The sequence below is a fragment of the Acinetobacter sp. YH01021 genome (assembly GCF_013420255.1).
Taxonomy (GTDB): domain Bacteria; phylum Pseudomonadota; class Gammaproteobacteria; order Pseudomonadales; family Moraxellaceae; genus Acinetobacter.
Genome location: NZ_VOYO01000019.1, coordinates 18,475 through 45,373, shown reverse-complemented (window position 1 = coordinate 45,373; position 26,899 = coordinate 18,475). Strand labels below are relative to the sequence as shown.

Here is a 26,899-nt window from a genome sequence, read left to right as displayed (position 1 = left end):
GCGAAGTTGGTTGAAACTAAGATGCACTGCATTAAATTATTAGGAGATAAACTCAGCGCAAGGAGTTTTGATAGCCAAGTGAATGAAATTCATGCACGTGTAGCAGTCCTCAACAGATTTACGGAATTAAGTCGACCACTTACCCAAGTTACGTCTTAAATTTGGCTCAATTAGGGGCGCTTTGCATTTCAAATCTTTGTGCAACAAAGCCATTCTAGATTATAGATTGCTGCTTATGGGATAGTCTTTACACTGGACTAAATAAATCGTTTAATCCACGCATTGAAAAATAGTTTAAAAGTTGTTGTAGCAATGCCCAAACAATCCCGCTTCCTCTGTATTGGCGGTTTCCTTAACGGAACCCAAGTTAAAGACCAAGGCGACAGCTTTGTCTGCGTCGAAAATGCCAAACAAGTGACTTATCATAAGCGTGAAATCTTCCATCCTGATTCATGGGATCACGACTACTACGTTTGTGAAACGACCACAGACAAACAGGCACGAAATTGGGTTTATGACATTGAGACAAAATAATATTTAATTCGATAAAGAAAGACATGGGTTGGCGTTATCGTCAGCCCATTTTTATATCCGTTTTAAAATATTCAGACAATAAAAAGCCCCATGGTTAGGGGCTAGTCGTATATAGGTCAAGCCCATATACTGTAAGAGGCTCATCTCAAACTGCGTGTATTAGAACACAGCAGCCTGAAAATAACCATCTAAATCTGATTTAAACAGCCAATTGCTGTTCAATCACCGGCCATAAATTCTGATGCGACTTTTTAAACATCAGCATATGACCAATGTTTTTATACGCATAACTTTTAGGTCTAAGTTCAATTATCTGAGTTTTTGCGTTCGGATATAAACGCAGTAAATCTTTCACGTTGGCTTCCGTGGCAATTTCATCATCCGATGACCAGATCGAGGTGATCGGGCAGGTGACTTGAGCATGAAAATCTGCTTTAGGTGATATAAGTTTACCGATCGCATTCATCACATAGCCGGGTTTACTACAAAACAGTGCCCATTCTCGTGCCACATCTTTAGGCAGGTTTTCCCCCATACCAATCGCTTGAGTCGGGCCATAACCTTTAGTGATTCGGGCCAGTGGGAAAATGACATTAAACATGACCGGCGCAAGCAGTCTGGTTTTACCTTTAAGTCCTTTGATATGTCCGGTTGAGCATGACACGGCTACGACTTTTGCGACTTTATGATGATTTGGTACGATACCTAAAAGCTGACCACCGGCGCTATGTCCAAGTAAAGTCACCTTTTCTGTATTGGTACGCGTTAATAACGCATCTATCGCGGCCGGAATATCCAGTTGACCCCATTGCACAATACTGGCTTTTGACTTTCTCAAAGGACCATGTAGTGAATCACCAATCCCCCGAAAATCAAACACCATGACCGCATAGCCTTGAGCTTGTAACCAGACACAGAATTGATGATAAAACTGTTTGGTAATGCCAGTGGCTGGACAGACTAATACCGGAAGATTTTCAGTTTCAGAAATAGCTGCATAAAAACGTGCACTTAAGCGATAGCCATCCTGACACTGGAGAGTCAATGTTTCAAATTCAGACATACGATACACTATGATTTTTATAATCCCGATGAAGCTTTACTGTATAGATTTTTAGCAGGGTAGCTTGGGGAAAATATGACTTAAAAGTCAGTAAAATAATAGAGATGGAATAAACTTATGCAGCTAATGGAACTTGAGCTGGCCGTTAAAATAGCCGTTATTTTTAGTGGAATATTCTTGTGGATCGGGATGTTTACCGGCGTCTGGAAATACTGGCAGATCCGTCAATCACCTCAGTCACGCGCACATTATTATGTCGATATTGCCCATCGTAGCAGCCTGCTTTATGCACCCGCAACTTTAATTCTGGCAGTATTAGCCTATTGTTCAGTGTGGCCGAGTATGGTGAATCTGATTTGCGTACTAGTCAATATTCTGTTTTTTAGCTTCTCGATTGCCGCTTATATGCTACATGGTTTTCTGCAAGACACGACGAATCAGTTTAAACAACCGCATCAGCTGGGTAAGTTTCATTTGCCAGGAAGTTTGATGACTTTAGCCATGCTGGGTTTAATTATCGCAGAATTGGGCGGGACGGGGATCTTGCTCTATGGAGCATTTATCGGATTATTTTAATGTTCTTTTTATAGTTATTCTGAAAGGATGCTGGAATTCTTGAAAGTTAAAACACTTTTTTCACCAGATGGATGACTGGCCAAATCATCCATCTGGGCTAATTAAAAATTTGTTTATCGGTATTTCTGGTCTATGGCAGCCCATAGGAAAAACGCAGCTGAGACAATCAGTGCATAGCCGAAGTATTCAAGTTTTAAATTACCTTGAATTAAGCAATGGACGGTTAAAGTCAGCATGAGTGCAAAAGTGGTGCATATAAATGTCACCAGATTGGTGTTGTTGGCTTTAAGAGCGTCAATGAAGACTTGCTTGTTGAAATGTAATGATAACATCTCCATCCCTCCCATTTATTTATGTTATTGAAGATTAAAGCAGATTTAATCAGTCAGAATTGAATATATAGTTGTACTGTTTAATTTGGACCTTTGCAACTGCTGTGGCAGGCTTTTACAGTCAAAATGGTCATCTTTAGTCGTATAACTACATAATCACTTGATTAGGCAAGAATTATATTTTCAGATTTCACCTCCAGTTAATTTTGGAAATAAGATGTAGTCATCATTTGATTAATGCGACCAAATAGAAAATGCAAATTCTACGCCAAAGATATGTAGTGTTAATCAATACTTTGTAAGCTTGCGTATGACTCGGAGGGGGACTTGGTTTAAGTTGGCAACAATAAGTATCTAAAATCAGGAAATTAAAATTTCTGTTTATATTTATATAAAAAAATAAAATAATTAAAGTGCAATTCTATACATCATATTTTATAGGAAATCTTAGTATCCAGATTTACAGCGGTGATTTGATGCCATGATGAAGAAACAATAAATGCCCGTCTGGGTAAAACCTGACAATTATTGATCACGCTCAAACCGGATTTTGGGTAAAAATACGATTTTTCAGACATCCTAGAAATTTTAGTTTCTAATACGGTCAATCACAGCTGTAATCAGCAATACAATCATGGATGGAATAAACCAGGCCAGATTCTGTTCTGATAGAGGTAAGTTTTGCAGTAATGCAGGCAATTCAAAACCAGCGACTTTTAATCCGTCAAAAATACCAAAGATCAAGGCCACCAGGGTCACTGGCGCAATCACATGAGATGGTTTCTTGAAGAAGCTCGCACAGAAGCTCAGCATAATGACGCTAATGGCAGGCGGATAAATAGCGCTCAAGACTGGAACCGAAACAGCAATCAGTTTGGTTAAACCCAGGTTTGAAATCACCAGTGAGAAGCCGACCAGAATAAAGACAAAAATCTTGTACGGGATTTTGGTCAAACTGGAGAAATACTCGGCGCAGGCACAGGTCAGACCAATTGCAGTGACCATACAGGCAATAAAAATCATGCCAGACAGGAAGTAGGCACCCATATCGCCAAAAGCATGTTGTACATAAGCATGCAGGATAATGGCACCATTGGCTGCATTTGGTGCGATCTCATGGCTACCCAGTCCAAGTTTAAACAGACTTAAATACACCAGAGTTAAACCAATACCAGAAATAATGCCGGCATTGACCGCATATTTGGTAATCAGTTTTTTATCGGTTACACCACGTGAAGTAATGGCTTTAACAATCACAATACCGAAAACTAAAGCGCCCAAAGTATCCATGGTTAAATAACCATTCACGATACCTTCAGTCACTGGACTGGTAACGTAATTATCGATCGCTGCAGGCGGATTGCTGGCAGGAATCATCACGGCTGCTACACCCAAAATTATCAAAGAAATAATTTTAAGTGGCGACAGGAAATAGCCGACGGTATCCAGGATCTTGTTTGGATATAAGGACACGATGGTCACCACAGCAAAATAGATGATGCTGTAAATGAGCAGACTGCCAGATTCATTGCCAAAGTAAGATGAAAAACCGATTTCATAAGAAACGGTTGCGGTACGTGGTGTCGCAAATAAAGGGCCAACAGCTAAGTAACATATCACAGTCAGCAAAATACTGGCTACTTTGCCAAGAGGCGAGCTTAGTGCCTGAATGGAGCCTTCAACGCGAGACAACGCAATAATGGTAATCACGGGTAAGCCGACTGCTGTAATAAGGAAACCTAAAGCAGCGAGCCATACGTGTTCACCGGCTTGTTGAGCCACAATCGGTGGGAAGATAATGTTGCCCGCACCAATAAATAGTGCAAAGGTCATAAAACCTAGGGCGACAATATCCCGGGTACGCAGACTTGTCATAAAGGGAGATCAATAGAACAAAAGAAAGCGATTTTAGTGTATATGTCCAATTTTTTGGAGTTTATTTTAAGGCTGGAAGCCTTGATTCTAGTGAGTTTGCGGATCACATAACCGGTCATTCAAATCTTGGTAGAAATATATGTTTGATAATTCGCTGAAAAATATATTTTTCCTTATAAGCTCAAAAAATATCTGCACTTGATATCAAAATGTGTCAGTTATTGTTTGTACAAATAAACAGCAATGAAAATTCCTATTTCAAGGAAAATTGCTGTGCTGAAACTCAACAACTTCGACATATTTCGCAAAAAAGGTATTATAATTCAGGGATTCATAGTGAGGATAGGTATATGCGAGCTCCAGCGATTAGTCTTAAAACTGAGCAAGATGTTGAAAAACTGCGGATATCTGGGCGTTTGGCTGCAGAGGTTTTAGCGATGATCGGGGAGCATGTCAAGCCAGGTGTCACGACTGAATATCTGGATGATCTCTGTCATGATTTTATTGTAAATACATTAAAAGTGACGCCAGCTAATATTGGCTATTATGGCTATACCAAAACCACCTGTATTTCACCGAATGAAGTGGTTTGTCACGGCATTCCATCATCGAAAGTCGTTCTGCAGGATGGCGATATTATCAATATTGATGTTGCCATTATTAAAGACGGTTATTTTGGTGATACAAGCCGGATGTACTATGTTGGAACTCCTTCTCCAGAAGCCAAGCGACTGGTCAATACCACCTATGAAGCCATGGTGGCCGGGATTCATGCGGTGAAGCCGGGCGCGACTCTAGGTGATATTGGTTATGCCATTCAAACGGTTGCACAGCGTGAAGGTTATTCTATTGTGCGCGAATATTGTGGTCATGGCATCGGCAAAGTCTATCATGAGCAGCCAAACATTCTGCATTACGGCCAGCCGGGTCAGGGCATTAAACTGGTTCCGGGCATGGTGTTTACCATTGAGCCGATGGTGAATATGGGAAAAGCCCGCGTCAAAGAGCTGAAAGATGGCTGGACTGTGGTCACCACGGATAAATCCTGGTCTGCGCAATGGGAACATATGGTCTATGTGACTGAAACCGGGTTTGAAGTGTTGTCGCCTTGGCCTGAAGGCACAGGTGAGTATCCGGAGATTTAAAATATTGATTGCATGATCTTTATTTAGATAATCCACTTACATAAATTACAACTCACTCGTGATTGTTGACGAAAACATACAAAACACTACATTAAACAGTGGTTTAGGATTGTATATCTGATTAAACTAAGAGTCAGATACATAGTTCCTTTTTTCGCTCACTATGCTGTAGTGAAAGTTTCTCTAGCTCATTTTTCCCCAAGAATGAGCTATTTTTTTGTCCAGTTTTCCTCAAAAGCATATCACTTAGTGCTGATTTAATTCAGCGACCAAATAATCAATAAAGACCCGGACTGCGGGCAATAAGCCGCGACGTGAAGGATAAACCACATGGAAAATACCATGCGGTGCTTTCCAGTCAGGAAGCACCCGAACCAGTTCGCCACTTGCCACGTACTGCTCGACCACGTTATCAGGCAACAAAGTGATGCCTGAGCCTGATGCGGCCAGTTGGGCCAGCATATTTAAGTCAGAACCCATAACTGTGGGACTGACACGGATTTTTTTCTGTTCCTGCTGTTCATTTTGTAAGGTCAGAAACTGTTCGGTATGGTCTTCGGCCATACTCAGGATTTTATGCTCAGCCAGTTGCTCAGGGTTTTTCAGTTCACCAAATTCGTTTAAATAACCCTGACTGGCGAATAAGTGCTGCTCAATTTTTTCAAACTGGCGAATCACCAGATTCGGATCATCATCCAGGCTGGAACGGACACGTAAGGCCAGATCAAAGCCTTCATTGATAATATCGACCCGGCGATTGGTGATCATCATCTGGACTTTAATTTCAGGATATTTCTTTAAAAAATCTGGCAGAATTTTTGCCAGTTCATTCTGGGCAATAGACACTGGCAAACTGACTTTAATGGTTCCGCGCGGTTCGGTACTCAGATGATCCACCAGATCATGCGCTGCCTGTGCAGCACTCAGCATGACTTGGGCATGCCGGTAAATATTCATGCCGATATCGGTCACAGCAAAATGACGCGAACTGCGCTGAATCAGACGTACACCCAGACGCTCTTCCAGATTAAACACCCGGCGGCTAAGTTTGGATTTGGGAATATCAGTTGCACGTTCGGCTGCACTAAAGCCGCCATGTTCCACCACCTGAGCGAAACAATAAAAGTCATCCAGATCAGACAGCATGGTTTAATTCCATTCTTGCAACGATAAGCTGATTAAAAATTGATTGTTGCATACTGTCAATCAGAGAATGTAGTGCATAAAGATTTTAATTCGCGGATTTCAGTAAACCTAGCAGTGTTTGCATGCCATCGGTCGCGTTTTGGGGGATTTTGTAAAACTGTGCAGGCAAATACTGCTGTTCGGCTTTCGGGTCGATGTAATAGGCCTGACAGTACGCAGGAATATCATGAATTAACCCGGCGACCGGATAAACCTGTAGGCTGGTGCCAATCACCACAAAAATATCGGCATCCTGTACACAGTCTTGGGCTTCTTCATACGCGGGCACGGCTTCGCCAAACCAGACCACATGCGGACGTAACGGATAGCCTGCCTTACAAAAGTGTTGATTTAAATCTAATTCAGCACCTTCAATTGGATAAAACTCGGTCGTGCTTTGTGCATCGGGGCCTGAGCTTTTGGCCAGACGAATATTGCCATGTAAATGGATCACCTTGGAGCTGCCGGCACGTTCATGCAAGTCATCAATATTTTGAGTGATTACATGCACATCAAAGTTAGCTTCAAGATTGGCGATCAGCTGATGGGCTGCATTTGGCTGTGCTTCCAGAATGTTTTTACGGCGGGCATTATAAAAGCGTTGTACCAGTTGTGGGTTTTTGGCCCAGGCTTCGGGTGTGGCGACTTCTTCTATACGATGCTGTTCCCAAAGTCCATCACTGTCACGAAAAGTATTAATGCCACTTTCGGCGCTCATGCCTGCACCGGAAAAGACCACCAGCTTTTTCATTATTCTGTCTCCTGAATCTTTAGGTAGCTGAACCGCTAGATTGCGAATTTTCTTTCAAGAAGATGCCAAGTTCTCGGGAAAATTTTAGCGGTTCAGTCAGTAAAGGCGTATGGCCAGACTTGCTGAAAATTATCTGTTTGGCATGAGGCAGGCTTTCTGCAATCAGGCGCTGACCTTCAAAAGGATACAACTTGGATTGTACACCGCTAAAGAAGGTCACCGGACAGCTAAGCTGAGCTAGAGCCTCGCGGTAATCTTCACGATGATATAAATAATTATTGATATACCACGCCATATAATCCACCCGGCTGGAAGGTAATAACAGGCTTTGCAGGCGAGGTTGATTTAGGATAAATGCGAAAGCTTTCAGACTATATTTTTGTTCATTTTGTAGCTGAATAAACTTTAGCCATAGGGCAGCGATTTGTTTACGTACCGAAATGTCGAGATCGCGGATCAATTCAACTTGCTGGTATTGTGCAAGTAGGGCAGAGAGCTGCTGCAGGATGTCGATAAATTCCTGATGACGTGGACCAAAAAGTCCAAAAGCCCAAGCATCATCGACCGGAATTTTAGGTGTTTGATCGATATGTAAATAAGCAGAAATCTGACTGGAAAAGTTGCCATAATGTATGCCGTGCATTGCTGTGGTTGCGCCCATAGAGTAAGCAAGCACAATGAATTTATCTAAATTGAGCTGTTGAATTACCGACTGAATATCCAACCAGTGACTGGAAATCGCATCCCTATCAGGCGGAATTTTACAGCGACTGGAAGCCCCAAAGCCGCGCCATTCTGGAATAATGAAACGGAAATTTTTCTGATGCGGATAGAGAAAAGCTTTCCATTGCCAGCTCAGCATGCCAAGTCCAGAGAGTACCAGTACCGGCTGTCCCCGACCGTATTCGCGTACAAACAGCTGTTCACCATCGGGCATGCAATAAAAGGGCATGTGTGTCTCCGTATTTATAATTGTTGTGCGTCAAATTGTTGCAGTCGCGGAATAACCTGTTCCAGCCAGGAAATCCAACCCAGTTCCTGATCAATTCCCAGTTGCAGAATCATTTTATGAATATATAAGGTACGGTCAGTTTTGTCCGCTTGAGCAAAGTCTTTGGCAAAAATCTGCTGATAGGTTTTCAGTTTTTCTTTATGCAGTTCTAGATGGCGTTCCAGCTCTGCCAAGGTGTTATTGCCACCAAGCTGGGCTTCGGCACGTAAACGCACCATCAGTTCTTCGCGCAGTTGTGCCGGTGGGCTTTGTTGCAGCATCCAGTTGGCCAGTTCTTCCCGGCCCAGACGTTCCACTTGATAAGTCTTTTTGCGGCTATTGGAATCTTCCTCTTCTAGCGTGGAAATCCAGCCTTTTTGTAGCATGGCATTCAGCTCGCGATAAATCTGCTGATGAGTTGCATTCCAGAAGAAGCCCATGGAACGGTCAAAGCGGCGGGCCAGTTCGATTCCGGTGCTGGGTTTTTCAATCAGGCTGGTCAATAAAACATGCGCTAAAGACATAAACGTCTCAAAAAAGTGACTCGGGATTATTATGCAACATGTTGCATAAAAATCAATTCTGGCATATAAATTAGTGCAACAAATTGCATTAAACTGGATGGGTTGAGGGATCAAACTGCCAGTTGCTAAAACAATAGCCAGCCTAAACGCACGCTCAGGAGTTGAAATGTCTAAATATCCGAATTTACTTGCCCCCTTGAACTTGGGTTTTACCACGCTTAAAAACCGCGTGTTAATGGGTTCCATGCACGTTGGTCTGGAAGAAGCACCCGGCGGATATGATCGGATGGCAGCTTTCTATGCAGAGCGTGCCAAAGGTGGAGTCGCTTTAATCGTCACCGGCGGGATTTCTCCAAATGATCATGGCGTAACGTTTCATGGTGGTTCCAAACTTGACACTCTTGAAGAAGCTGAAAAGCATAAAGTGATTACTCAGGCCGTACATGAGGCGGGCGGGAAAATTGCCATGCAGATTCTGCATACCGGGCGTTATTCTTATCAGGCTGAAAATGTCGCGCCATCCCCAATTCAGGCACCGATCAATCCAGTCAAACCGCATGCTTTAACTTCGGCTGAAGTGCAGCAAACCATTGATGATTTTGCCAATTGTGCCAAGCTGGCTCAATATGCCGGTTATGACGGTGTAGAAATCATGGGCTCGGAAGGCTATCTGATTAACGAGTTTATTGCAGCACGTACCAACCATCGTGATGATGAGTGGGGCGGAAGCTATGCAAACCGTATCCGTTTCCCGATTGAAATCGTACGCCGTACCCGTGAAATGGTCGGTGAGAACTTTATCATTATTTATCGCTTGTCTATGCTGGATCTGGTCGAAGGCGGTTCAACTCTGGAAGAAGTCATCCAGTTAGCCAAAGAAATTGAAAAAGCCGGTGCGACCATTATCAATACCGGCATTGGCTGGCATGAAGCGCGTATTCCGACCATTGCCACCAAAGTGCCTCGTGCAGCCTTCACTTGGGTCACCCGTAAGCTGAAAGGTCAGGTGAAGATCCCTTTAATCACTTCAAACCGTATTAATACTCCGGAAATGGCTGAGTATGTATTGGCGTCTGGTGATGCTGATATGATTTCTATGGCCCGTCCGATGCTGGCAGACTCTGAGTTTGTCCTGAAAGCGGAGCAGGGTCGTAGCGATGAGATCAATACCTGTATCGGTTGTAATCAGGCCTGTCTGGATCATATTTTCTCAATGAAAATTGCCACCTGTCTGGTCAATCCACGTGCCTGCTATGAAACAGAGCTCATTTTTAAAGAAACCAATGTAGCAAAAAATATTGCCGTGATTGGTGCGGGTCCTGCAGGTTTAAGCTTTGCTGTGTATGCTGCAAATCGTGGTCATCAGGTGACGGTATTTGAAGCCGCTGCTCAGATTGGTGGACAGTTTAATATTGCCAAGACTATTCCAGGCAAGGAAGAGTTTTATGAAACCTTGCGTTATTTCAAACGCCAGATTGAATTACAGCCACGTATCAAATTGCAACTGAATCATAAGGCGAGTCTGGAAGAGCTGGCTCAGTCAAACTTTGATGACATTGTGGTGGCAACAGGCGTGACACCGCGTCAGCTTGAGATTCCAGGCATTGATCATGCAAAAGTATTGTCTTATCTGGACGTTTTGAAAGAACGTAAGCCAGTGGGTCAGCGAGTTGCCATTATTGGTGCAGGTGGTATTGGCTTTGATACAGCCGAATTCCTGAGTCATGAAGGAGAAAGTGGCAGTATCAATCCGGAAAAATTCTATGATGAATGGGGTATTGATACTGACTATGAAAATGTCGGTGGCTTAAAAGCTGCAAATGTAGAAAAACCGCAACGTGAAATTTATTTATTGCAACGTAAAGCCGCTTCAGTCGGCGCAAGTTTGGGTAAAACCACAGGCTGGATTCATCGTACTGGTTTAAAACACCGTGATGTAAAAATGATTGCGGGCGCCAATTATGAAAAAATTGATGATCAGGGCTTACATATAATCGTAAATGACAAACCTGCGGTACTAGAAGTCGATCACGTGATCATTTGTGCCGGTCAGGAATCTTATACCGCCATGTTTGATGAGCTAAAAGCAGCCGGGAAAAATGTGCATCTGATTGGTGGAGCGAAAGAAGCGGGTGAATTGGATGCCAAGCGTGCAATCCGTCAGGGTGCTGAATTGGCAGCGGTGATCTGAAAATATTAAAACTTGCTTTTTTTCCCTCTCCTTTATTAAAGGAGAGGGTTAGGGAGAGGATTTGTAAGAAAGAATCCCCCTTACGAAGCAGTACTTCTCACCTTTAAAAAGGGATGAGTATTTTAATACTAAAACAAAAAAGGAATTCAAAATGACCATCGAAAATACCAAAAAATCCATTGCACGCTGGCATGAGATGCTAGAAAGCCGTGATATGTCGATCTTGAATGAGCTGCTTGCTGAAGAAGTGGTATTTCGTTCGCCTGTGGCTTTTCAGCCTTATCCTGGAAAACAGTTGGTATTTTTTATTTTGACCAATGTCATTCAAGTCTTTGAAAACTTCACTTATCACCGTGAATTTATAAGTGAAGATGGTAACAATGTCGTACTTGAGTTTTCTGCCAATGTGGGCGATAAAAAACTAAAGGGAGTTGACATGATTCAGTTTAATGAAGAGGGTCAGATGATTGATTTTGAAGTCATGATTCGACCTAAGTCCGGACTTGAGGCCTTGGCTGTACAGATGGGCCAGCGGATGCAATCATTCCAAGCTAAAACTTAATTCGAACTATTGATTCAAGTCGGCATGAAATTTGTAAATCACAGCTAGTACAACTAGAGGGGGATGACAGATGAAAATGTTGCTTAAAAAATTGGGTCAGCTTTCCAGTGAATATCTGGATCGTTTCAGCGGAGCAGACGAGCCGACCCTGTATTACAATCCGAATGGTGTATTTTCGGGACTCATTGAACGCTTACCGCAGCTGCAACAAAAATATCGCCCTACGCCGTGGTTAGCCAATGCACACGCACATATTCTATATTTCGATTTAATTAAAAAACGTACCATTAAGCTGAAATATGACGCGCTTGAACAGCTGAAAATGTCAGATGGCGGAATTACCGGTATTGCCTGGTATGGACTGGATCTTCCTGCAAATACCCCTACCATTGTTTTATTGCATACGATAACCGGTTCTCCTGAATCGATGCGTGAACTGGTTCGTGATCTGCATAAACATACCGGTTGGCGTGTGGCATTGTGTTTACGCCGTGGTCATGCAGACTTACCCATGCCTGTGCCTAAAATGAACCTGTTTGGTTCAACTCAGGATTTGCGTGAGCAGCTCTTGTATATACAGGACAGATTTCCTCAGTCCGATCTCTATGGGGTTGGATCTTCTGCGGGTACGGGATTGTTAGTGCGTTATCTGGGCGAAGAAGGTGAACAAACCCCACTCAAAGCGGCTTTTGCCTTATGCCCTGGCTATAACACTGAAACCGGTTTTGCCAATGTGCATCCGTTTTACAGTAAAGTCATGGCCAAAAAACTGATTAAGCGCTTTATTCATCCTTATCAAGAAACCTGGCAGGTCTGCCCAAGCTGGAAACAGTTATTAGAAGTTAAAGATCTGTCCGAATTTGAAAAACTCTATTTTGAACTGGCCGGATTTGCGGATTATGCCAGTTATACTCAGGCAACCAATCCGATTTATGTGTTTGAAAGTGTCAAAATCCCACTGATGATTTTAAATGCGGAGGATGATCCGGTTTGTCACATCCGAAATTTAGAACCTTATAAAGAAAAAATTCGGGCGATGTCTAATATTATGGTGATTACCACCAAAAAAGGCAGTCATTGCGGCTTTTATCAGGGCTTGATGCAAACCGAATCTTGGGCTACCCGACTAATGGCAGACTATTTGATTCACTTATCTCGTGCACCGGCAACAGTATCCGCTTAAAAAGTTCCAATAAAAAACCCAGCATCTGCTGGGTTTTTTGATGAATGATACTGTAATTAGTCAAGTGCTGGCATCGCTGCGGCAATTGCGTCAGCAACCGCATCATCCTCAGACTTGTTTTCTGGATTTGAATTGGTTTTAGGTGTGGTCGCAGCAGGCTTTGACGCAGGTTCTTCGCGGGTTTCAGGCACTGGTGCCGGCTCAGTAGTTTCTGGTTTTTTGATTTCACGACGGATTTCAGTCGTGGTGTTTTCAGTTTGCTCACGTTGAATTTCAACCGTTGGCGCTACTTCCTCTTCAATTGCCGCTGGCTCTACAGGTTCAAGCGGTTCAAATTGCGTTGGTTCTGGAGTCGAGATTTCAGATGCTGGAGTAACTTCTACTTGCTCTTCTTCTTTTGGTGCTTCTTTTTTTACACACGCAGTTAATGTCAGGCCAGTCAGGATTAGGGTGGAGATTAAAAGTTTCTTCATCATCATTGCATCAAACATAAAAGTGTGGAGTGGATACACTATTATAGCAGCAAAATGCAAGATAGAAATCATATGAACTTACTGTAATTTTTTATAGGAATTGCTGTTAGAATAGTCAATTGTTTATTGTTCTTTGAATTGATGCGGATTGACTTTGCTTTCTAGGTACAAGGTAAAGTAAAATTGCGCAACATTGCAGGCCGATTTAGGCTCGATTGTACGAGAAACCCAATGACCCATTTTATTTTCGTTACTGGTGGTGTAGTTTCATCACTAGGTAAAGGTATTTCAGCTGCTTCTGTTGCTGCACTTTTAGAAGCTCGTGGTTTAAAAGTGACCATGGTAAAAATGGATCCATACATTAATGTCGATCCAGGGACAATGAGCCCATTCCAGCATGGTGAAGTTTTTGTTACAGAAGATGGTGCTGAAACAGACTTAGACTTGGGTTACTACGAACGTTTCTTGCGTCGTGCGAAAATGACCAAACTGAATAATTTCACATCAGGCCGTGTTTACCAGGATGTTCTGAACAAAGAACGCCGTGGTGACTACCTGGGTGGTACTGTGCAAGTTATTCCACACATTACTGACAATATCAAAGAGCGTGTACTTCGTGCAGGCGAAGGTTATGACGTTGCGATCGTAGAGATCGGCGGTACTGTAGGTGACATTGAATCTCTCCCATTCATGGAATCTGTACGTCAGTTAATGGTTGAACTTGGTCATAAACGTACCATGTTAATGCACTTAACGTTACTCCCATACATTAAGTCTGCAGCAGAATTAAAAACCAAACCAACACAGCACTCTGTTAAAGAACTCCTGTCGATTGGTATTCAGCCAGACATTCTCATCTGCCGTACAGAATACGATGTAGATGCAGATACGACGCGTAAGATTGCATTATTTACCAACGTTGAAGCACGTGCCGTTGTGGTATGTAAAGACGCACGTTCGATCTACCAGATTCCACGTACATTCTACGAACAAAATGTTGACGATTTAATTTGTGAACGTTTTGGTTATAACGATCTTCCTGAAGCTGACTTAACAGATTGGGATAACGTTGTAGAAGCACTGCTGAATCCTGAATACACCGTACGTGTTGCAATGGTTGGTAAATACGTTGAACTTCCAGATGCTTACAAATCTGTCAACGAAGCACTTCTACATGCGGGTATTCAAAACCGTGTGAAAGTTCAGATTGACTACGTAAACGCTGAAGAGCTTGAAAGCCAAGATGTAGCAGAAGTATTGAAAGATGCTGATGCGATTCTGGTTCCTGGCGGTTTTGGTGAGCGCGGTACTGAAGGCAAAATGAAGGCGATTCAGTTCGCACGTGAGAACGGTGTGCCGTTCCTCGGTATTTGCTTGGGTATGCAGTTGGCTGTGATCGAATACGCACGTAATGTTGCTGGTATTGCAGATGCGACTTCGACTGAATTTAACCGTTCAACGAAATCTCCATTGATTGGTTTAATTACTGAATGGTTAGATGAGCGTGGTGAAGTTCAGCAACGTTCTGCTGATTCTGATCTGGGTGGTACGATGCGTCTTGGCGCGCAAAAATCTGAACTGGTTGCAGGGACTAAAACTGCAGAAGTTTATGGTTCTGAAGAAATCATCGAGCGCCATCGTCACCGTTACGAGATGAACAACCGTTATATCCCAGTGCTGGAAGAAAAAGGCATGAAGATTTCTGGTTATTCTCCGGTACAGCATTTGGTAGAAACTGTTGAAATTCCTGCACATCCTTGGTTTATTGCAGTACAATTCCACCCGGAATTTACCAGCTCGCCACGCGATGGTCACCCATTGTTTGCCGGTTTCATTGATGCTGCGAAAAAGCAGTACCAAAAAACCAAATAATCGGTGCGTAGGACACAACTAGGGAAGTTTAAATGTCGCAATTAAAACCACAAGAAATTGTACGTTTGGGCGATATACAAATGGCAAATCATTTGCCATTTGTATTATTCGGCGGAATGAATGTACTTGAATCTAAAGACCTGGCTTTTGAAATCGCAGAGACTTATGTCGATATCTGTACACGTTTGGGCATTCCTTATGTGTTCAAAGCCAGCTTTGATAAAGCCAACCGTTCAAGCCTGAACTCTTTCCGTGGCCCAGGCCTGGAAAAAGGTCTCGAGTGGTTAGCTGACATTAAAAAACACTTTAATGTGCCGATCATCACCGATGTGCATGAGCCGTATCAAGCGGCTCCTGTTGCAGAAGTGGCAGACATTATTCAATTGCCAGCTTTCTTAAGCCGTCAGACGGATCTTGTGGAAGCCATGGCAAAAACGGATGCCATCATCAATATCAAAAAAGCCCAGTTCCTGGCTCCACACGAAATGCGCCATATTCTGCATAAGTGTCTGGAAGCTGGAAATGACAAACTGATCATTTGTGAACGCGGTTCGGCATTTGGCTATAACAATCTGGTTGTAGACATGCTGGGCTTCGACATCATGAAAGAAATGAATGTCCCGGTATTCTTTGATGTGACCCATGCCTTACAAACCCCAGGCGGCCGTGCAGATTCTGCCGGTGGTCGTCGTGCGCAAATTACAACGCTTGCGCGTGCGGGTATGGCAACGGGTCTTGCTGGTTTGTTCTTAGAGGCACACCCAGATCCGGAAAAAGCCAAGTGTGATGGTCCATGTGCGCTGCGCATGTCTCAGCTTGAGCCTTTCCTGGCACAGCTAAAAGAATTGGATACCTTGGTCAAAGGTTTCGAAAAGTTAGATACACACTGAGTTTATCACTCTTGCGCTGCCGTATAGGCAGCTCATATTAATCAACTGAGGAATAGTTCATGAGCCAAATCGTTGACATTCGTGCACGTGAAATTTTGGACTCTCGTGGTAACCCTACCATCGAAGCAGACGTAATCTTAGCATCTGGCGTAGTTGGCCGTGCATGTGCACCATCTGGTGCTTCAACTGGTTCTCGTGAAGCTTTAGAACTTCGTGATGGCGATAAAGCGCGTTACTTAGGTAAAGGCGTTAAAACTGCGGTAAATAACGTAAATACGTTAATCCGTGACGCTTTGGTCGGTAAATCAGTATTCGAACAAAAAGACATCGATAACACGATGATCGCGCTTGACGGTACTGAAAACAAAGAAAAACTAGGTGCAAACGCAACTTTGGCAGTGTCTTTGGCTGCTGCTCGCGCTGCTGCTGAAGAAAAGAAAATTCCTCTTTTCCAATACATCGCAGATCTTCGCGGTCAAACGATTCTAACTATGCCTGTACCAATGATGAACATCATCAATGGTGGTTCACATGCAGACAACAACGTCGATATTCAAGAATTTATGATTGAGCCAGTAGGCTTCACTTCATTCTCTGAAGCGCTACGTGCCGGTGCTGAAATCTTCCATTCACTTAAATCAGTTTTAAACAAAAAAGGTTTAAACACTGCGGTAGGTGATGAAGGTGGTTTTGCGCCGAACTTACGTTCAAACGAAGAAGCAATCACAGTTATTCTTGAAGCAATTGGTCAAACTGGCTACAAAGCAGGTTCTGACATCATGCTTGCGCTTGACTGTGCATCTTCAGAATTCTACAAAAATGGTCAGTACATTCTTGCTGGCGAAGGCAACAAAGCGTTCACAAGCAACCAGTTCTCTGACTATTTGGCAGGTCTTGTAAACCAGTACCCAATTATCTCGATTGAAGATGGTCTGGACGAATCTGACTGGGAAGGCTGGTCTTACCTGACTTCAATTCTTGGTGACAAGATCCAGTTGGTAGGTGATGACTTGTTCGTAACGAATCCGAAAATCCTGCAGCGTGGTATCAACGAAAAAGTGGGTAACTCTATTCTGATTAAATACAACCAGATCGGTACCTTGACTGAAACTTTAGATGCCATCTACCTTGCGAAAGAAAATGGTTACTCTACGGTAATTTCACACCGTTCAGGCGAAACTGAAGATTCAACGATTGCTGATCTTGCAGTAGGTACAGCAGCGGGTCAAATCAAGACGGGTTCACTTTGCCGTTCTGACCGTGTAGCGAAATATAATCAATTACTTCGTATTGAAGAATTGACTAATGCTGCATATCGCGGTAAAGCTGAGTTCAAAGGTTTGAACTAAGCGACTTATGTCAATGTTAAATGTATTCGACTCGACTGCGAGTAAAGTACTGTTGGGCCTTGCGATCATTTTGATCGCAGGGTTTCAATATTTATACTGGTTTGGTGAAGGTGGTTATCATGATCATCAGCAACTGACCCAGAAAATCCAACAACAAATGGAATTGAATGATGAGCTAAAAGAGCGTAATCGCGTTCTGGCAGCAGAAGTTTATGATTTGAAGAATGGTATTGAAGCCATCGAAGAACATGCGCGTTTAGATCTTGGTCTGATTAAGCCACGCGAAACTTTTATTCAAATGAGCACGATCAGTACTCAATATAAACCGATCTATCTTAATCCTAATTCTAAAGTAGACCTGCGAACCAATGAGTCAGCTGAAGCACCAACCACACCTTAAACTTTGGGTCATTCTTCCAGCTGCAGGTTCCGGTAGCCGTTTCTCTAAAACAGAACTGAAACAATATCAGATGATTCAAGAGCGAACTGTTCTTGAACATACGGTGGCTCGTCTGAATCAACTGCCTTTGATGGGTTATGTCCTGGCGATTGGTGCACAGGACAACGTGGCAAAAACATTGCCATTTTCCAGTCTGGAGAAAGCCCATTTTTGTTTGGGTGGTGCCGAGCGGGTGAATTCCGTGTTAAATGCACTGAACTATTTATCTCAAATCGCTTCTGAAAATGATTGGGTGCTGGTACATGATGCGGCGCGTCCCTGTGTCAGTCTGGATTGTCTGCAACAACTGGTCAATACGGCGATTACAAATGATCAGGCTGCGATTCTGGCCATCCCGGTGCGAGATACACTTAAGCGTGTAGTAACCAATTTTGATATCGAGGAAACAGTGGATCGCTCGATGCTCTGGCAGGCACAAACACCACAAATGGCCAAGCTAGGTGTGTTGAAACGGGCGATTGAGCGGGCTTTGCAAGATGGTGCTACGATTACTGATGAAGCCAGTGCGCTGGAACATATCGGCGAACAGGTGAGTGTAGTACAAGGGCGTTCCGATAATATTAAAATTACCTATCCGGACGATCTGGAACTGGCCAAGCTGATTTTACAGGCTCAGGCTTAAAAATATATTCAAATAATATTTAAATAAAAGCAGAATAAATCTGGCTATAGCGATCTATTCGCTATAGCTTTCACTTATAATTTTGCCATCATTCTTTTTCACCTTTTGGCCAATGATACCTTCACAGCAGTATCGGTTTTTACGTCACTCTTTGCGTGATGGACGTAGTATTAACCCGCAAGATTCATCTCGATGGACCAAGTTGCACCTTGATCCCTGGTTATTGTGCTTTCTAGTTCTCAATGCAATCCTGGGTTTAATGGTGGTGTATAGCGCGACATCCGAAGACTCTGGCATGGTGGTGCGTCAGGCGATCAGTTTTGGAATTGGTTTTGTGCTGCTGTTTATCTGTGCGCAGATTCCACCGAAAGTCTATCAGGCGATTAGTCCATACCTGTATGCCTTCGGGATCTTCATGCTGCTTCTGGTCTTTGTAATTGGTGAAAAACGTTTGGGTGCAACCCGCTGGATTACCTTGCCAGGGGTGGGAAGCATGCAACCGAGTGAGGTGATGAAATTTGCCATGCCTTTGATGATGGCATGGTATTTTGCACGTAAGCCATTTCCTCCCAAATTTTTGCATATTGTCGGGGCTTTGATTCTATTGGGCGTACCATTTGTTTTGGTGGCACTTCAGCCTGACTTGAACATTGGCTTGGTAATTCCTGGTATTTTTGTTCTATTTTTAAGTGGGATGTCGTGGCGTCTGATTGGTGGTGCAGCAGCGGCGGTAGCTGTGGCAGCTCCGGCTGCATGGATGTTCGTGCTACAAGAGTATCAAAAAAAACGTATTACCACGTTATTTGATCCGGAATCGGATGCCTTGGGTGCAGGCTGGAATATCATCCAGTCCAAAATTGCGATTGGTTCAGGTGGTTCCACGGGCAAAGGCTATACCGAAGGTACCCAATCACATTTAGGTTATCTGCCTGAACATCATACTGACTTTATTATGTCGACTTATGCCGAAGAATTCGGTTTTATCGGCGTTTTCCTGCTGTTTAGTTTATTCACTGCCATTATTATTCGCTGTCTGATGATTGGTTTAAACAGCTTTCATAACTTTGGCCGTTTATATGCTGGAGCCATGGGACTGACTTTCTTCTTCTTTGTATTTTTAAACTCAGGCATGGTGAGCGGGATTTTACCTGTAACTGGAGATCCATTACCGCTCATGAGTTATGGTGGAACGGCAGTGATTTCCATGCTGGCCGGGATGGGCATTGTGATGTCGATTCATACTCATCGATAAGTCATTCTAAAAGTCGGACTGGTTCCGGCTTTTTATATACTTAAAATAAGTTGTTTTAAAAATCCTGTTTTGGCCAGAAGAAAAAAGAAGAATATTTTAGAATTCGTATGAAATTAAAAAGCCCTCAAATGAGGGCTTTTTAATTTCATACTTTAACTGAGAAACCAGGTGTAATAACCCCAGATCATTAAAGGCCATGCTAGGAAAGGGCTAAACAACCATTTCCAGAACCAGTGGCGCGGCATAAAGCCAACACCATGGACAAAGCCTCCAGAAATACCAATCATGATATACATCATGGCACTATGGCTATATTCACCGTTGGCATCCAGCATTGCAGAAGGATGAACCAATAAAACTGCTGCGAGAGGAAAAGCCAGGAGGCAGGAAATCATCATCGCAAATTTGTTTGGTTTCTTGTCTACAACGGTTTTCTCAAGCGCAGCTTCTGTCATGTTTTATTCCTCATCCAGGTCTTGGTGTTGTTCCATGTAAATGGCAGCAATCACACTGGCAAAACATGCCATCAGTACACCCAGAATCCAGGCAAAATACCACATAGTTGTCTCTCCTTAAGACATAGCCTTAGTACAGGCTATGTGAATTATCTTCAATGTGTTTGTTGGTAATCACGCCCCACATCTTGTAATAACACCAAGTGGTATAGATCAGGATCAGTGGAACAAAGATACAGGCAGCAACGGTCATGACCGTTAAAGTATTTTTACTAGATACCGCATCCCACATGGTCAGACTTGCAACCGGGTTAATGCTTGAAGGCATCAGGAAAGGGAATAGGGCAAAACCAGCAGTTAGAATTGCACCGATGACAGCCAGAGATGAACCCAGGAAGCTCAGGCCTGCTTTGTTTTTACCTGCTGCCAAGACAATGATCAAGCCACCAAAAATGCCGGCAATAGGCGCTGCCATCGTGATTGGATAAGTCGAATAGTTGTTCATCCAGCCTGGATTAGCATTGGTCAATACTTCTTTTGCAAGCGGATTGGCAACACCATTGGTATCAAAAGGTGTAACTAAGGTATAGCCCTGAATGCCACCAAAATACAACCATGCACCGGCTGCCAGGAAAGTTGCTAAATACACTAGTCCCATGATTTGTGTTGCTTTGGCAGAACGTTGGCGTAGGTCACCATCAGTACGCAGCATTAACCATGCACCACCATGTGCACACAGCATCGATAAACTGACCAGACCACAGACAATCGCAAACGGATTCAGCAGGGCAAAGAAGCTACCAGTATAAGTAGAACGTACAGTTTCATCTAAAGTAAATGGTACACCCAAGAACATGTTGCCGAATGCCACACCGAAGACCAATGCAGGAACTGCACCACCAATCGCTAGACCCCAGTCCCATGAATTGCGCCATTTGGTATTTTCCAGTTTTGAGCGATAGTCAAAACCGACCGGACGCAGGAACAGGGCAAACAGTACCAGCAACAGTGCCCAGTACATGCCAGAGAAGGCGGTTGCATAGACCATTGGCCAGGCAGCGAACAAAGCACCGCCGGCAGTAATAAACCAGACTTGGTTACCGTCCCAATGCGGGGCAATGGTATTGATCGCTGCACGGCGCTCGCTATCATTTTTGCCCACAAATGGCATGATCGCCATGGAGCCCATATCGAAGCCATCGGTGAGGGCAAAGCCAATCAGCAATACGCCGACCAGCACCCACCAAATGATTTTTAATAATTCATATTCGATCATGCGTGAGTCTCCTCATTTGCCTTCTCTGCAGCTGCAAGCTTTTCAAAATGGTATTTACCGGTATGCAGTGAGCTTGGGCCAAGACGTGAGAACTTGATCATCAGATACATCTCGATAATCAGTAACACGGTATAGAATGCTGCCAATGCGAGGATTGAACCCCAGACATCACCTGTGCTTAAGCTTGATGCTGAAAGATGCGTCGGTAATACCTCACCAATAGTCCATGGTTGACGACCTACTTCTGCTACATACCAGCCAGTTTGCGCAGCAACCCAAGGTAAAGGCAGTGCAAATAATGCAAATTTCAATAACCATGGTTTATTTTCTGCATTACGTTTTGCTACCGCAAAAGTTGCCAGTGCAAATAGAAGCAGCATCAGGAAGCCGGAAGCCACCATGGCACGGAAGGCCCAGAACAGGCTTGGTACGTGTGGAATGGTATCTTTAGCGGCTGCTTTGATTTGCTCTTCAGAGGCATCAACGACATTTGGCGTGTATTTCTTCAGCAGCAGACCGTAACCGAGGTCTTTTTGGCTTTCTTCAAAAGCGGTTTTCAGTTCTGGAGACTGATCACCAGCACGTAATTTTTCCAGTTGCGAATAGGCCACCATACCATTACGGATACGCGCTTCATGCTGAACCAGCAGGTCCTTAATACCTGTAACTTGTTCAGTCGTAGAACGTGTAGCAATCAGACCCATTACATAAGGAATTTTCACTGCATAATCTGTAGTCATGGTTTCCTTATTCGGGATACCGAACAAAGTAAATGGCGCAGGTGCAGGGTGAGTATCCCATTCTGCTTCAATCGCTGCCAGTTTGGTTTTCTGTACATCGCCCAGCTCATACCCTGATTCATCACCCAGTAAAATCACTGAAAGTGTAGAAGCAAGCCCGAAGATGGCTGCAATGGCAAAAGAACGGCGTGCAAAAGGCAAGTCACGTTTTTTCAGCATGTAGTAACTTGAAATAGCCAGGACGAAGATGGCACCTGTGACATAACCGGCAGATACTGTATGCACAAATTTAACCTGAGCGACCGGGTTAAAGATCAATGCAGCAAAGTCCACCATTTCCATACGCATGGTTTCATAGTTAAATGCCGAACCGACCGGGTTTTGCATCCAGCCATTGGCGACCAGAATCCAGAGTGCGGACATGTTTGAACCCAAAGCCACCAGCCAGGTTACGGCCAGATGTTGTACTTTGGACAGACGATCCCAACCAAAGAAGAACAAGCCAATAAATGTCGATTCAAGGAAGAAGGCCATCAAACCTTCAATCGCCAGCGGTGCACCGAAAATATCACCGACATAATGCGAGTAATACGCCCAGTTGGTTCCGAACTGGAACTCCATGGTCAGGCCGGTGGTTACCCCTAAGGCAAAGTTAATACCAAACAGTTTTCCCCAGAACTTGGTCATGTCTTTATAGATTTCTTTGCCGGAAATCACATAGGTGGTTTCCATAATGGCAAGCAAAAAAGCCAAGCCTAAAGTCAGTGGAACAAAAATAAAGTGATACATCGCGGTCATGGCGAACTGGAACCGCGAGAGATCGACCACGCTTTCAGAAATCATCAACGTGTCTCCTGGATTTGGGAAGGATTGCCGGCGATACGCTCGGCGACTTGGTTATCAAAATTTTTAGGAATCGTAGGCGCATCAAACCAGATATTTTTAATTACCATCAGTAGAATAACCTTGATAATTAAAATAGCGGTTATTTCTCTAACCACTCTCTGGTTTAGATTTTTGGGAACTAAGCTCATTCGACTAAGCCTGTTATATGACTTGTTGTATATTATTAATCTATTGTAACTAAAAAATAAATAGACGATACAGTTTAAATAAATATATATTTATAAATATTTGAAAATAATATATATATATATTTATATAAGTTAAAATTTATTCTAAATATTTTTTATTATTTTATGTAATTTTTTTGATTTTTAAATCCGACTAAAATGCTTATATTTATATATTTGAATGTAGATTATTTTAGTTGGATTAATATTTTTTAATCTGATTAAAATGCTTGGTTTTAAAATAAAGAATAAAATTAATCTAACTAAATTGGTTGGTTTTATAAGAGTTGAATATCAGTATCATAACTTTCACATCATATTTATATTGATAAAAAACACACCAAAAAAAGAACATGCTGGAGGCATGTTCTTTTTAAGCTTTGTGAGGGAGACTGGACTTAGAAGTCGTAACGCATGCCTAGAGAAAGACCTAGGCTGTCTTCACCGCGTGCGCCACCTACAGCATTGGTACGACCTTGTGCCCAAGGGGTAAGGTTTGAGTTTTCATCATTTAATACAGTTGCTATGTTGCCATAAATGCGGACTGTTGGATCTAAACGGTGTTCAAGTCCGATTGCCAGTAAAGTTGCATTCGCATCATCCGCATCGACATCGCGGTGGAATACTTCACCACGGAATGAGGTTTTTGGTGCAAATTTATATTCACCCGCTACACCAAATACTTGTGCATCTGGGTTTGCTTCAGAATTATCATGTTGAAGGAATTGGTATAAACCACCCAGGTTGAACTCAGGTGTGATTTTGTAAGCACCTGCAATACGGAAACCATCACGTTCGCCACGGGCAGCTTCTTCTTCATAATGTTCATAGGCAGCAGCGAAATCAACTTTACCTTCTTTATAGGTTAAAGCGAGGTCGTAAGCTTTATCTTTGTCTTTAGCACCATCTTTAGTGGCATCCGGGCTATTTGTTTCATGTAGTGACATCGCACCTAATACGTTGAAACCGCCACCAAACTTAGGTGATTTATATTCAATGGTATTGGCATTACGTTCATCAAAACGCAGGTTGCCTACACGCGTGACGTTACGAACGTCACCGACCATATCGCCAAAGAAGTTGACCGGGCCACGTGCTACTTTGAATGGGCTGTCAAAACGGCCGATACGTGCTTGACCGAAATCACCTTTTAAACCAACAAAAGTATCGCGAGTTGCAAATTCAACATCATCGTTTGCAGAACCACTTGCAAAGTTAATTTCCTGTTCGATTTGACCAAATACGGTCATACCATTTTCTAATTTTTGTTCAGCTTTAAAACCCAAGCGTGAAGAATTTGAAGAAAGACCTACTTCGTTATAATCCTGGCCATCATCCAGATAATCTAAAGAAACGTGTGCACGACCATACACTTTAACATCAGCCGCGGCTGCCATCACTGGTGTTAAAATTGTTGCCCCGATTGCTAATGCAGATAACGTTTTTTTCATGTGTTGCTCCAATAAAGACTTTTTTATTCATCGTCTTAAAAACAAGTTTCAGTATTGTTTTGAAACATCTACTGCTCTATTGGTGCCAAGTATTCATTACAAATAAGTCAATATGATTAAGGAAATATTTCAGAAATATTAAAGAATCATTGCCTTATTTTTTATAGGATTATGAGTGGGATTAACAGAATTAATACAAATGCAGCTAAGTTCGGTGTTTGCTGCAAAACCTAAAAATAGGCTAGGTGACTTTTACTGATATTTTAGTGGCTTAATCAAGAGTGAAATACATTAGACATAAAAAATGGAGCCGAGGCTCCATTTTTAGGTATTAAGAATAGCTTAAAGGGCAGCTTTAATTTTCTCAGCCAGCGCTTTAATTTTTTCCTGGTCGCCCATCTGTGCTGCATGTTTGCCCAGATTGTGCAAAGAGGTAGGAACCAGATGGAAATGTACGTGTGGTACGGTCTGACCCGCTGCGGCACCTGATAATTGCATCAGCACGATACCGTCCACACCTAAACCTTTTTCAATGGCTTTTGCAACTTTCTGTACGATCTGAATCGTATAGGCTGCAGCTTCAGGTGGCAGATCCAGTAAAGTGATCGCCGGAGTTTTCGGAACCACCAGAGTATGACCTTCTGCCTGAGGCATGATGTCCATAAATGCAAGAACCTGGTCATCTTCATACACTTTTATCGCAGGAAGTTCACCGCGTAGAATTCGTGCAAAAATATTCTGATCATCATAAGTCATAAGTACATTCCTTGAGCGTTATTAAACTGAATTATTTACAGTTCAATTCTTTCTGACGATCTTTGATCGCGTCAAGACGTTGTTGCTCTTTTTCCGAGAATTTTGGCTTGGTTGTATAGCAATTGTCATTACCAAACTTGGCTTTTGCTTCAGGATCTTTGAAACAGAAACCTTTAGACGCATAAATCACGTCATGATCATTTTTTAATTTTTTGCACTCTTGTTCAGATGCAAGAACCGATGTTGAAGCCCCGAACAAAGTTGCAAAGCCAATCAATGCTGCAACAGAAAATTTCTTCATGAGAGTTTCCTCTGGGTTATCCACTATATGTGCCTGCCTACTAGTCACAATATGAGGTTTCGTTATCATTATTCAATGGCGAGATATTACTCGATGGTAATATTACTCCATGATTCATACATTTTCACAGCACTGGAAAAATCACTGTTTTTATCCGACAGATCGCTGGCCGCCTGAATCAGATTCTGGGTCAACGAGAGCACAGGCGCAGAAAGTTTGGCTTCACGTGCAAGGTCGATTGCAATGCCTGTATCTTTGGCCAAGAGTGGCAGGGCAAAGGTTACAGGAAAACTGCGGTTTAAAATACGCTGTGGCAATACGGTTTCAGTCACCATACTTTTACCACTTGAAGCATTAATACAATCCAGTGCTTCATGCAGGTTTACCCCATGCGCTTTCAAGGTAGTAAAGCCCTCAGCAACGGCACACAGGTTTACAGCCATTAACATATTATTTACGGCCTTCACTGCAAAACCCGCGCCAGATTCACCGACATGCTTGATCAGCTTGCCAAAAGCCTGCATCGCAGGAAGGGCTTTTTCATAACCCTGCACATTACCGCCTACCATCACGGTTAAAGTGCCATTTTCAGCGCCAATGGTTTGACCGCTGACCGGTGCATCCAGAAAGATTACCCCATGTTCAGCCAGTTGTACTGCCAGTTTTTGGGCAGAATCCGGTACACCACTGGTGCAGTCGACCCAGACTGAACCGGATTTAAGCGACAGATTTTCCAGAAGTCGTTCAACGTCAGCGCTGGTGGGCAGGCAAGAAAAAATTAAATCTGCCTGTACGGCCTGTTCCAGTGTGACGGCTTGGGTGCCATATTCAGCCGCATGTTGCTCTGCTTTGTTAAAGCTGCGGTTCCAGACATAGACCGTATCAAAATGCTTGGGTAAGTGTGCTGCCATACGAAAACCCATTGCACCTAGGCCGATAAATGCCACTGACTGAATCATGCTGTACCCTCTGAATATGTTTAAAGCTATTTAATATTTTTTTCTGGTGCGGGGAATC

29 protein-coding genes and 1 pseudogene are annotated in these 26,899 nt (G+C 43.1%); 13 read left to right on the top strand and 17 right to left on the bottom strand.

Annotation, left to right across the window (positions count from 1 at the left end; genetic code table 11):
- Positions 1 to 159: pseudogene (locus tag FTT86_RS12495) on the top strand (IS5/IS1182 family transposase); the annotation flags it as partial.
- Between the two features lie 153 nt (positions 160 to 312).
- The gene (locus FTT86_RS12490) at positions 313 to 534 is read left to right on the top strand and encodes a hypothetical protein (protein ID WP_005252099.1); all 222 of its coding nucleotides are present in this window, start codon (positions 313 to 315) and stop codon (positions 532 to 534) included.
- Between the two features lie 199 nt (positions 535 to 733).
- Here the strand turns inward: FTT86_RS12490 and FTT86_RS12485 are convergent, their stop codons facing one another.
- Positions 734 to 1,597: an alpha/beta fold hydrolase gene (locus FTT86_RS12485; RefSeq protein ID WP_005252098.1), complete on the bottom strand. Its 864-nt coding sequence runs from the start codon at positions 1,595 to 1,597 to the stop codon at positions 734 to 736.
- 117 nt (positions 1,598 to 1,714) lie between these two features.
- Between FTT86_RS12485 and FTT86_RS12480 the strand changes: the two genes are divergently transcribed.
- Positions 1,715 to 2,173, top strand: coding sequence for a hypothetical protein (locus FTT86_RS12480; protein WP_180086884.1), 459 nt, complete (start codon positions 1,715 to 1,717; stop codon positions 2,171 to 2,173).
- Between the two features lie 113 nt (positions 2,174 to 2,286).
- Here FTT86_RS12480 and FTT86_RS12475 read toward each other — a convergent pair whose 3' ends face one another.
- Positions 2,287 to 2,505: a hypothetical protein gene (locus FTT86_RS12475; RefSeq protein ID WP_004645284.1), complete on the bottom strand. Its 219-nt coding sequence runs from the start codon at positions 2,503 to 2,505 to the stop codon at positions 2,287 to 2,289.
- Positions 2,506 to 3,093: 588 nt separating this feature from the next.
- On the bottom strand, positions 3,094 to 4,380 hold the full coding sequence (gene brnQ, locus FTT86_RS12470) for a branched-chain amino acid transport system II carrier protein (RefSeq protein ID WP_005252094.1): 1,287 nt from the start codon (positions 4,378 to 4,380) through the stop codon (positions 3,094 to 3,096).
- Positions 4,381 to 4,730: 350 nt separating this feature from the next.
- Between brnQ and map the strand changes: the two genes are divergently transcribed.
- On the top strand, positions 4,731 to 5,525 hold the full coding sequence (map, locus tag FTT86_RS12465) for a type I methionyl aminopeptidase (protein ID WP_004645281.1): 795 nt from the start codon (positions 4,731 to 4,733) through the stop codon (positions 5,523 to 5,525).
- Between the two features lie 246 nt (positions 5,526 to 5,771).
- Here the strand turns inward: map and FTT86_RS12460 are convergent, their stop codons facing one another.
- The 4 genes from FTT86_RS12460 to FTT86_RS12445 form a co-directional block, all read right to left on the bottom strand.
- Positions 5,772 to 6,671, bottom strand: coding sequence for a LysR substrate-binding domain-containing protein (locus FTT86_RS12460; protein WP_180181307.1), 900 nt, complete (start codon positions 6,669 to 6,671; stop codon positions 5,772 to 5,774).
- Between the two features lie 85 nt (positions 6,672 to 6,756).
- The gene (locus tag FTT86_RS12455) at positions 6,757 to 7,461 is read right to left on the bottom strand and encodes a Sir2 family NAD-dependent protein deacetylase (protein ID WP_180181306.1); all 705 of its coding nucleotides are present in this window, start codon (positions 7,459 to 7,461) and stop codon (positions 6,757 to 6,759) included.
- Positions 7,462 to 7,480: 19 nt separating this feature from the next.
- Positions 7,481 to 8,413, bottom strand: a complete 933-nt coding sequence (locus FTT86_RS12450) for an alpha/beta fold hydrolase (RefSeq protein ID WP_180181305.1) — start codon at positions 8,411 to 8,413, stop codon at positions 7,481 to 7,483.
- A gap of 14 nt (positions 8,414 to 8,427) precedes the next feature.
- The gene (locus tag FTT86_RS12445; RefSeq protein WP_180181304.1) at positions 8,428 to 8,976 is read right to left on the bottom strand and encodes a PadR family transcriptional regulator; all 549 of its coding nucleotides are present in this window, start codon (positions 8,974 to 8,976) and stop codon (positions 8,428 to 8,430) included.
- Between the two features lie 166 nt (positions 8,977 to 9,142).
- Here FTT86_RS12445 and FTT86_RS12440 point away from each other — a divergent pair, with 166 nt between their 5' ends.
- The 3 genes from FTT86_RS12440 to FTT86_RS12430 all read left to right on the top strand — a co-directional run bounded on the left by FTT86_RS12440 (position 9,143) and on the right by FTT86_RS12430 (position 12,912).
- The gene (locus tag FTT86_RS12440) at positions 9,143 to 11,167 is read left to right on the top strand and encodes an NADPH-dependent 2,4-dienoyl-CoA reductase (RefSeq protein ID WP_005252076.1); all 2,025 of its coding nucleotides are present in this window, start codon (positions 9,143 to 9,145) and stop codon (positions 11,165 to 11,167) included.
- A 151-nt stretch (positions 11,168 to 11,318) separates the two neighbouring features.
- A complete protein-coding gene (locus FTT86_RS12435; RefSeq protein ID WP_005100041.1) occupies positions 11,319 to 11,729 on the top strand; it encodes a nuclear transport factor 2 family protein in 411 nt (136 codons plus the stop codon).
- Between the two features lie 70 nt (positions 11,730 to 11,799).
- A complete protein-coding gene (locus FTT86_RS12430) occupies positions 11,800 to 12,912 on the top strand; it encodes a YheT family hydrolase (protein WP_005100043.1) in 1,113 nt (370 codons plus the stop codon).
- A 56-nt stretch (positions 12,913 to 12,968) separates the two neighbouring features.
- Here the strand turns inward: FTT86_RS12430 and FTT86_RS12425 are convergent, their stop codons facing one another.
- A complete protein-coding gene (locus tag FTT86_RS12425) occupies positions 12,969 to 13,391 on the bottom strand; it encodes a hypothetical protein (RefSeq protein WP_370940779.1) in 423 nt (140 codons plus the stop codon).
- A 225-nt stretch (positions 13,392 to 13,616) separates the two neighbouring features.
- Between FTT86_RS12425 and FTT86_RS12420 the strand changes: the two genes are divergently transcribed.
- From FTT86_RS12420 to rodA, 6 genes are all read left to right on the top strand, one after another.
- Positions 13,617 to 15,257, top strand: coding sequence for a CTP synthase (locus FTT86_RS12420; protein ID WP_005100051.1), 1,641 nt, complete (start codon positions 13,617 to 13,619; stop codon positions 15,255 to 15,257).
- A gap of 32 nt (positions 15,258 to 15,289) precedes the next feature.
- Positions 15,290 to 16,147, top strand: coding sequence for a 3-deoxy-8-phosphooctulonate synthase (kdsA, locus tag FTT86_RS12415; protein ID WP_004278721.1), 858 nt, complete (start codon positions 15,290 to 15,292; stop codon positions 16,145 to 16,147).
- A 59-nt stretch (positions 16,148 to 16,206) separates the two neighbouring features.
- Entirely contained in the window at positions 16,207 to 17,496 is a 1,290-nt protein-coding gene (gene eno, locus FTT86_RS12410) for a phosphopyruvate hydratase (RefSeq protein ID WP_004278719.1), read from the top strand.
- Between the two features lie 7 nt (positions 17,497 to 17,503).
- A complete protein-coding gene (locus tag FTT86_RS12405) occupies positions 17,504 to 17,896 on the top strand; it encodes a septum formation initiator family protein (protein ID WP_004645271.1) in 393 nt (130 codons plus the stop codon).
- Positions 17,865 to 18,578 carry a 2-C-methyl-D-erythritol 4-phosphate cytidylyltransferase gene (gene ispD / locus FTT86_RS12400; protein ID WP_180181303.1) on the top strand — a complete coding sequence of 238 codons (714 nt, stop codon included), beginning with the start codon at positions 17,865 to 17,867 and terminating at the stop codon, positions 18,576 to 18,578. Before FTT86_RS12405 ends, ispD begins: the two co-directional genes overlap by 32 nt.
- Before the next feature lie 112 nt (positions 18,579 to 18,690).
- Positions 18,691 to 19,830, top strand: coding sequence for a rod shape-determining protein RodA (gene rodA, locus FTT86_RS12395; RefSeq protein ID WP_004645269.1), 1,140 nt, complete (start codon positions 18,691 to 18,693; stop codon positions 19,828 to 19,830).
- 152 nt (positions 19,831 to 19,982) lie between these two features.
- Here rodA and FTT86_RS12390 read toward each other — a convergent pair whose 3' ends face one another.
- The 9 genes from FTT86_RS12390 to FTT86_RS12350 all read right to left on the bottom strand — a co-directional run bounded on the left by FTT86_RS12390 (position 19,983) and on the right by FTT86_RS12350 (position 26,841).
- A complete protein-coding gene (locus tag FTT86_RS12390; protein WP_004278714.1) occupies positions 19,983 to 20,285 on the bottom strand; it encodes a cyd operon YbgE family protein in 303 nt (100 codons plus the stop codon).
- Between the two features lie 3 nt (positions 20,286 to 20,288).
- Positions 20,289 to 20,390 carry a cytochrome bd-I oxidase subunit CydX gene (cydX, locus tag FTT86_RS12385; RefSeq protein WP_004278713.1) on the bottom strand — a complete coding sequence of 34 codons (102 nt, stop codon included), beginning with the start codon at positions 20,388 to 20,390 and terminating at the stop codon, positions 20,289 to 20,291.
- A 25-nt stretch (positions 20,391 to 20,415) separates the two neighbouring features.
- Complete coding sequence (gene cydB / locus FTT86_RS12380; RefSeq protein WP_180086882.1) at positions 20,416 to 21,561, bottom strand: cytochrome d ubiquinol oxidase subunit II; 1,146 nt, start codon at positions 21,559 to 21,561, stop codon at positions 20,416 to 20,418.
- A complete protein-coding gene (locus tag FTT86_RS12375; RefSeq protein ID WP_005097088.1) occupies positions 21,558 to 23,144 on the bottom strand; it encodes a cytochrome ubiquinol oxidase subunit I in 1,587 nt (528 codons plus the stop codon). The genes cydB and FTT86_RS12375 overlap by 4 nt, the downstream gene beginning before the upstream one ends.
- Entirely contained in the window at positions 23,144 to 23,335 is a 192-nt protein-coding gene (gene cydP, locus FTT86_RS12370) for a cytochrome oxidase putative small subunit CydP (RefSeq protein WP_004278707.1), read from the bottom strand. The genes FTT86_RS12375 and cydP overlap by 1 nt, the downstream gene beginning before the upstream one ends.
- Positions 23,336 to 23,772: 437 nt before the next feature.
- Positions 23,773 to 24,825, bottom strand: a complete 1,053-nt coding sequence (locus FTT86_RS12365; RefSeq protein ID WP_005097084.1) for a porin — start codon at positions 24,823 to 24,825, stop codon at positions 23,773 to 23,775.
- A 342-nt stretch (positions 24,826 to 25,167) separates the two neighbouring features.
- Positions 25,168 to 25,581 carry an HIT family protein gene (locus tag FTT86_RS12360; protein ID WP_004278705.1) on the bottom strand — a complete coding sequence of 138 codons (414 nt, stop codon included), beginning with the start codon at positions 25,579 to 25,581 and terminating at the stop codon, positions 25,168 to 25,170.
- A gap of 31 nt (positions 25,582 to 25,612) precedes the next feature.
- Positions 25,613 to 25,882 carry a YARHG domain-containing protein gene (locus FTT86_RS12355; RefSeq protein WP_004278704.1) on the bottom strand — a complete coding sequence of 90 codons (270 nt, stop codon included), beginning with the start codon at positions 25,880 to 25,882 and terminating at the stop codon, positions 25,613 to 25,615.
- A gap of 86 nt (positions 25,883 to 25,968) precedes the next feature.
- Positions 25,969 to 26,841 carry an NAD(P)-dependent oxidoreductase gene (locus FTT86_RS12350; protein ID WP_180181302.1) on the bottom strand — a complete coding sequence of 291 codons (873 nt, stop codon included), beginning with the start codon at positions 26,839 to 26,841 and terminating at the stop codon, positions 25,969 to 25,971.
- Between the last annotated feature and the right edge of the window lie 58 nt (positions 26,842 to 26,899).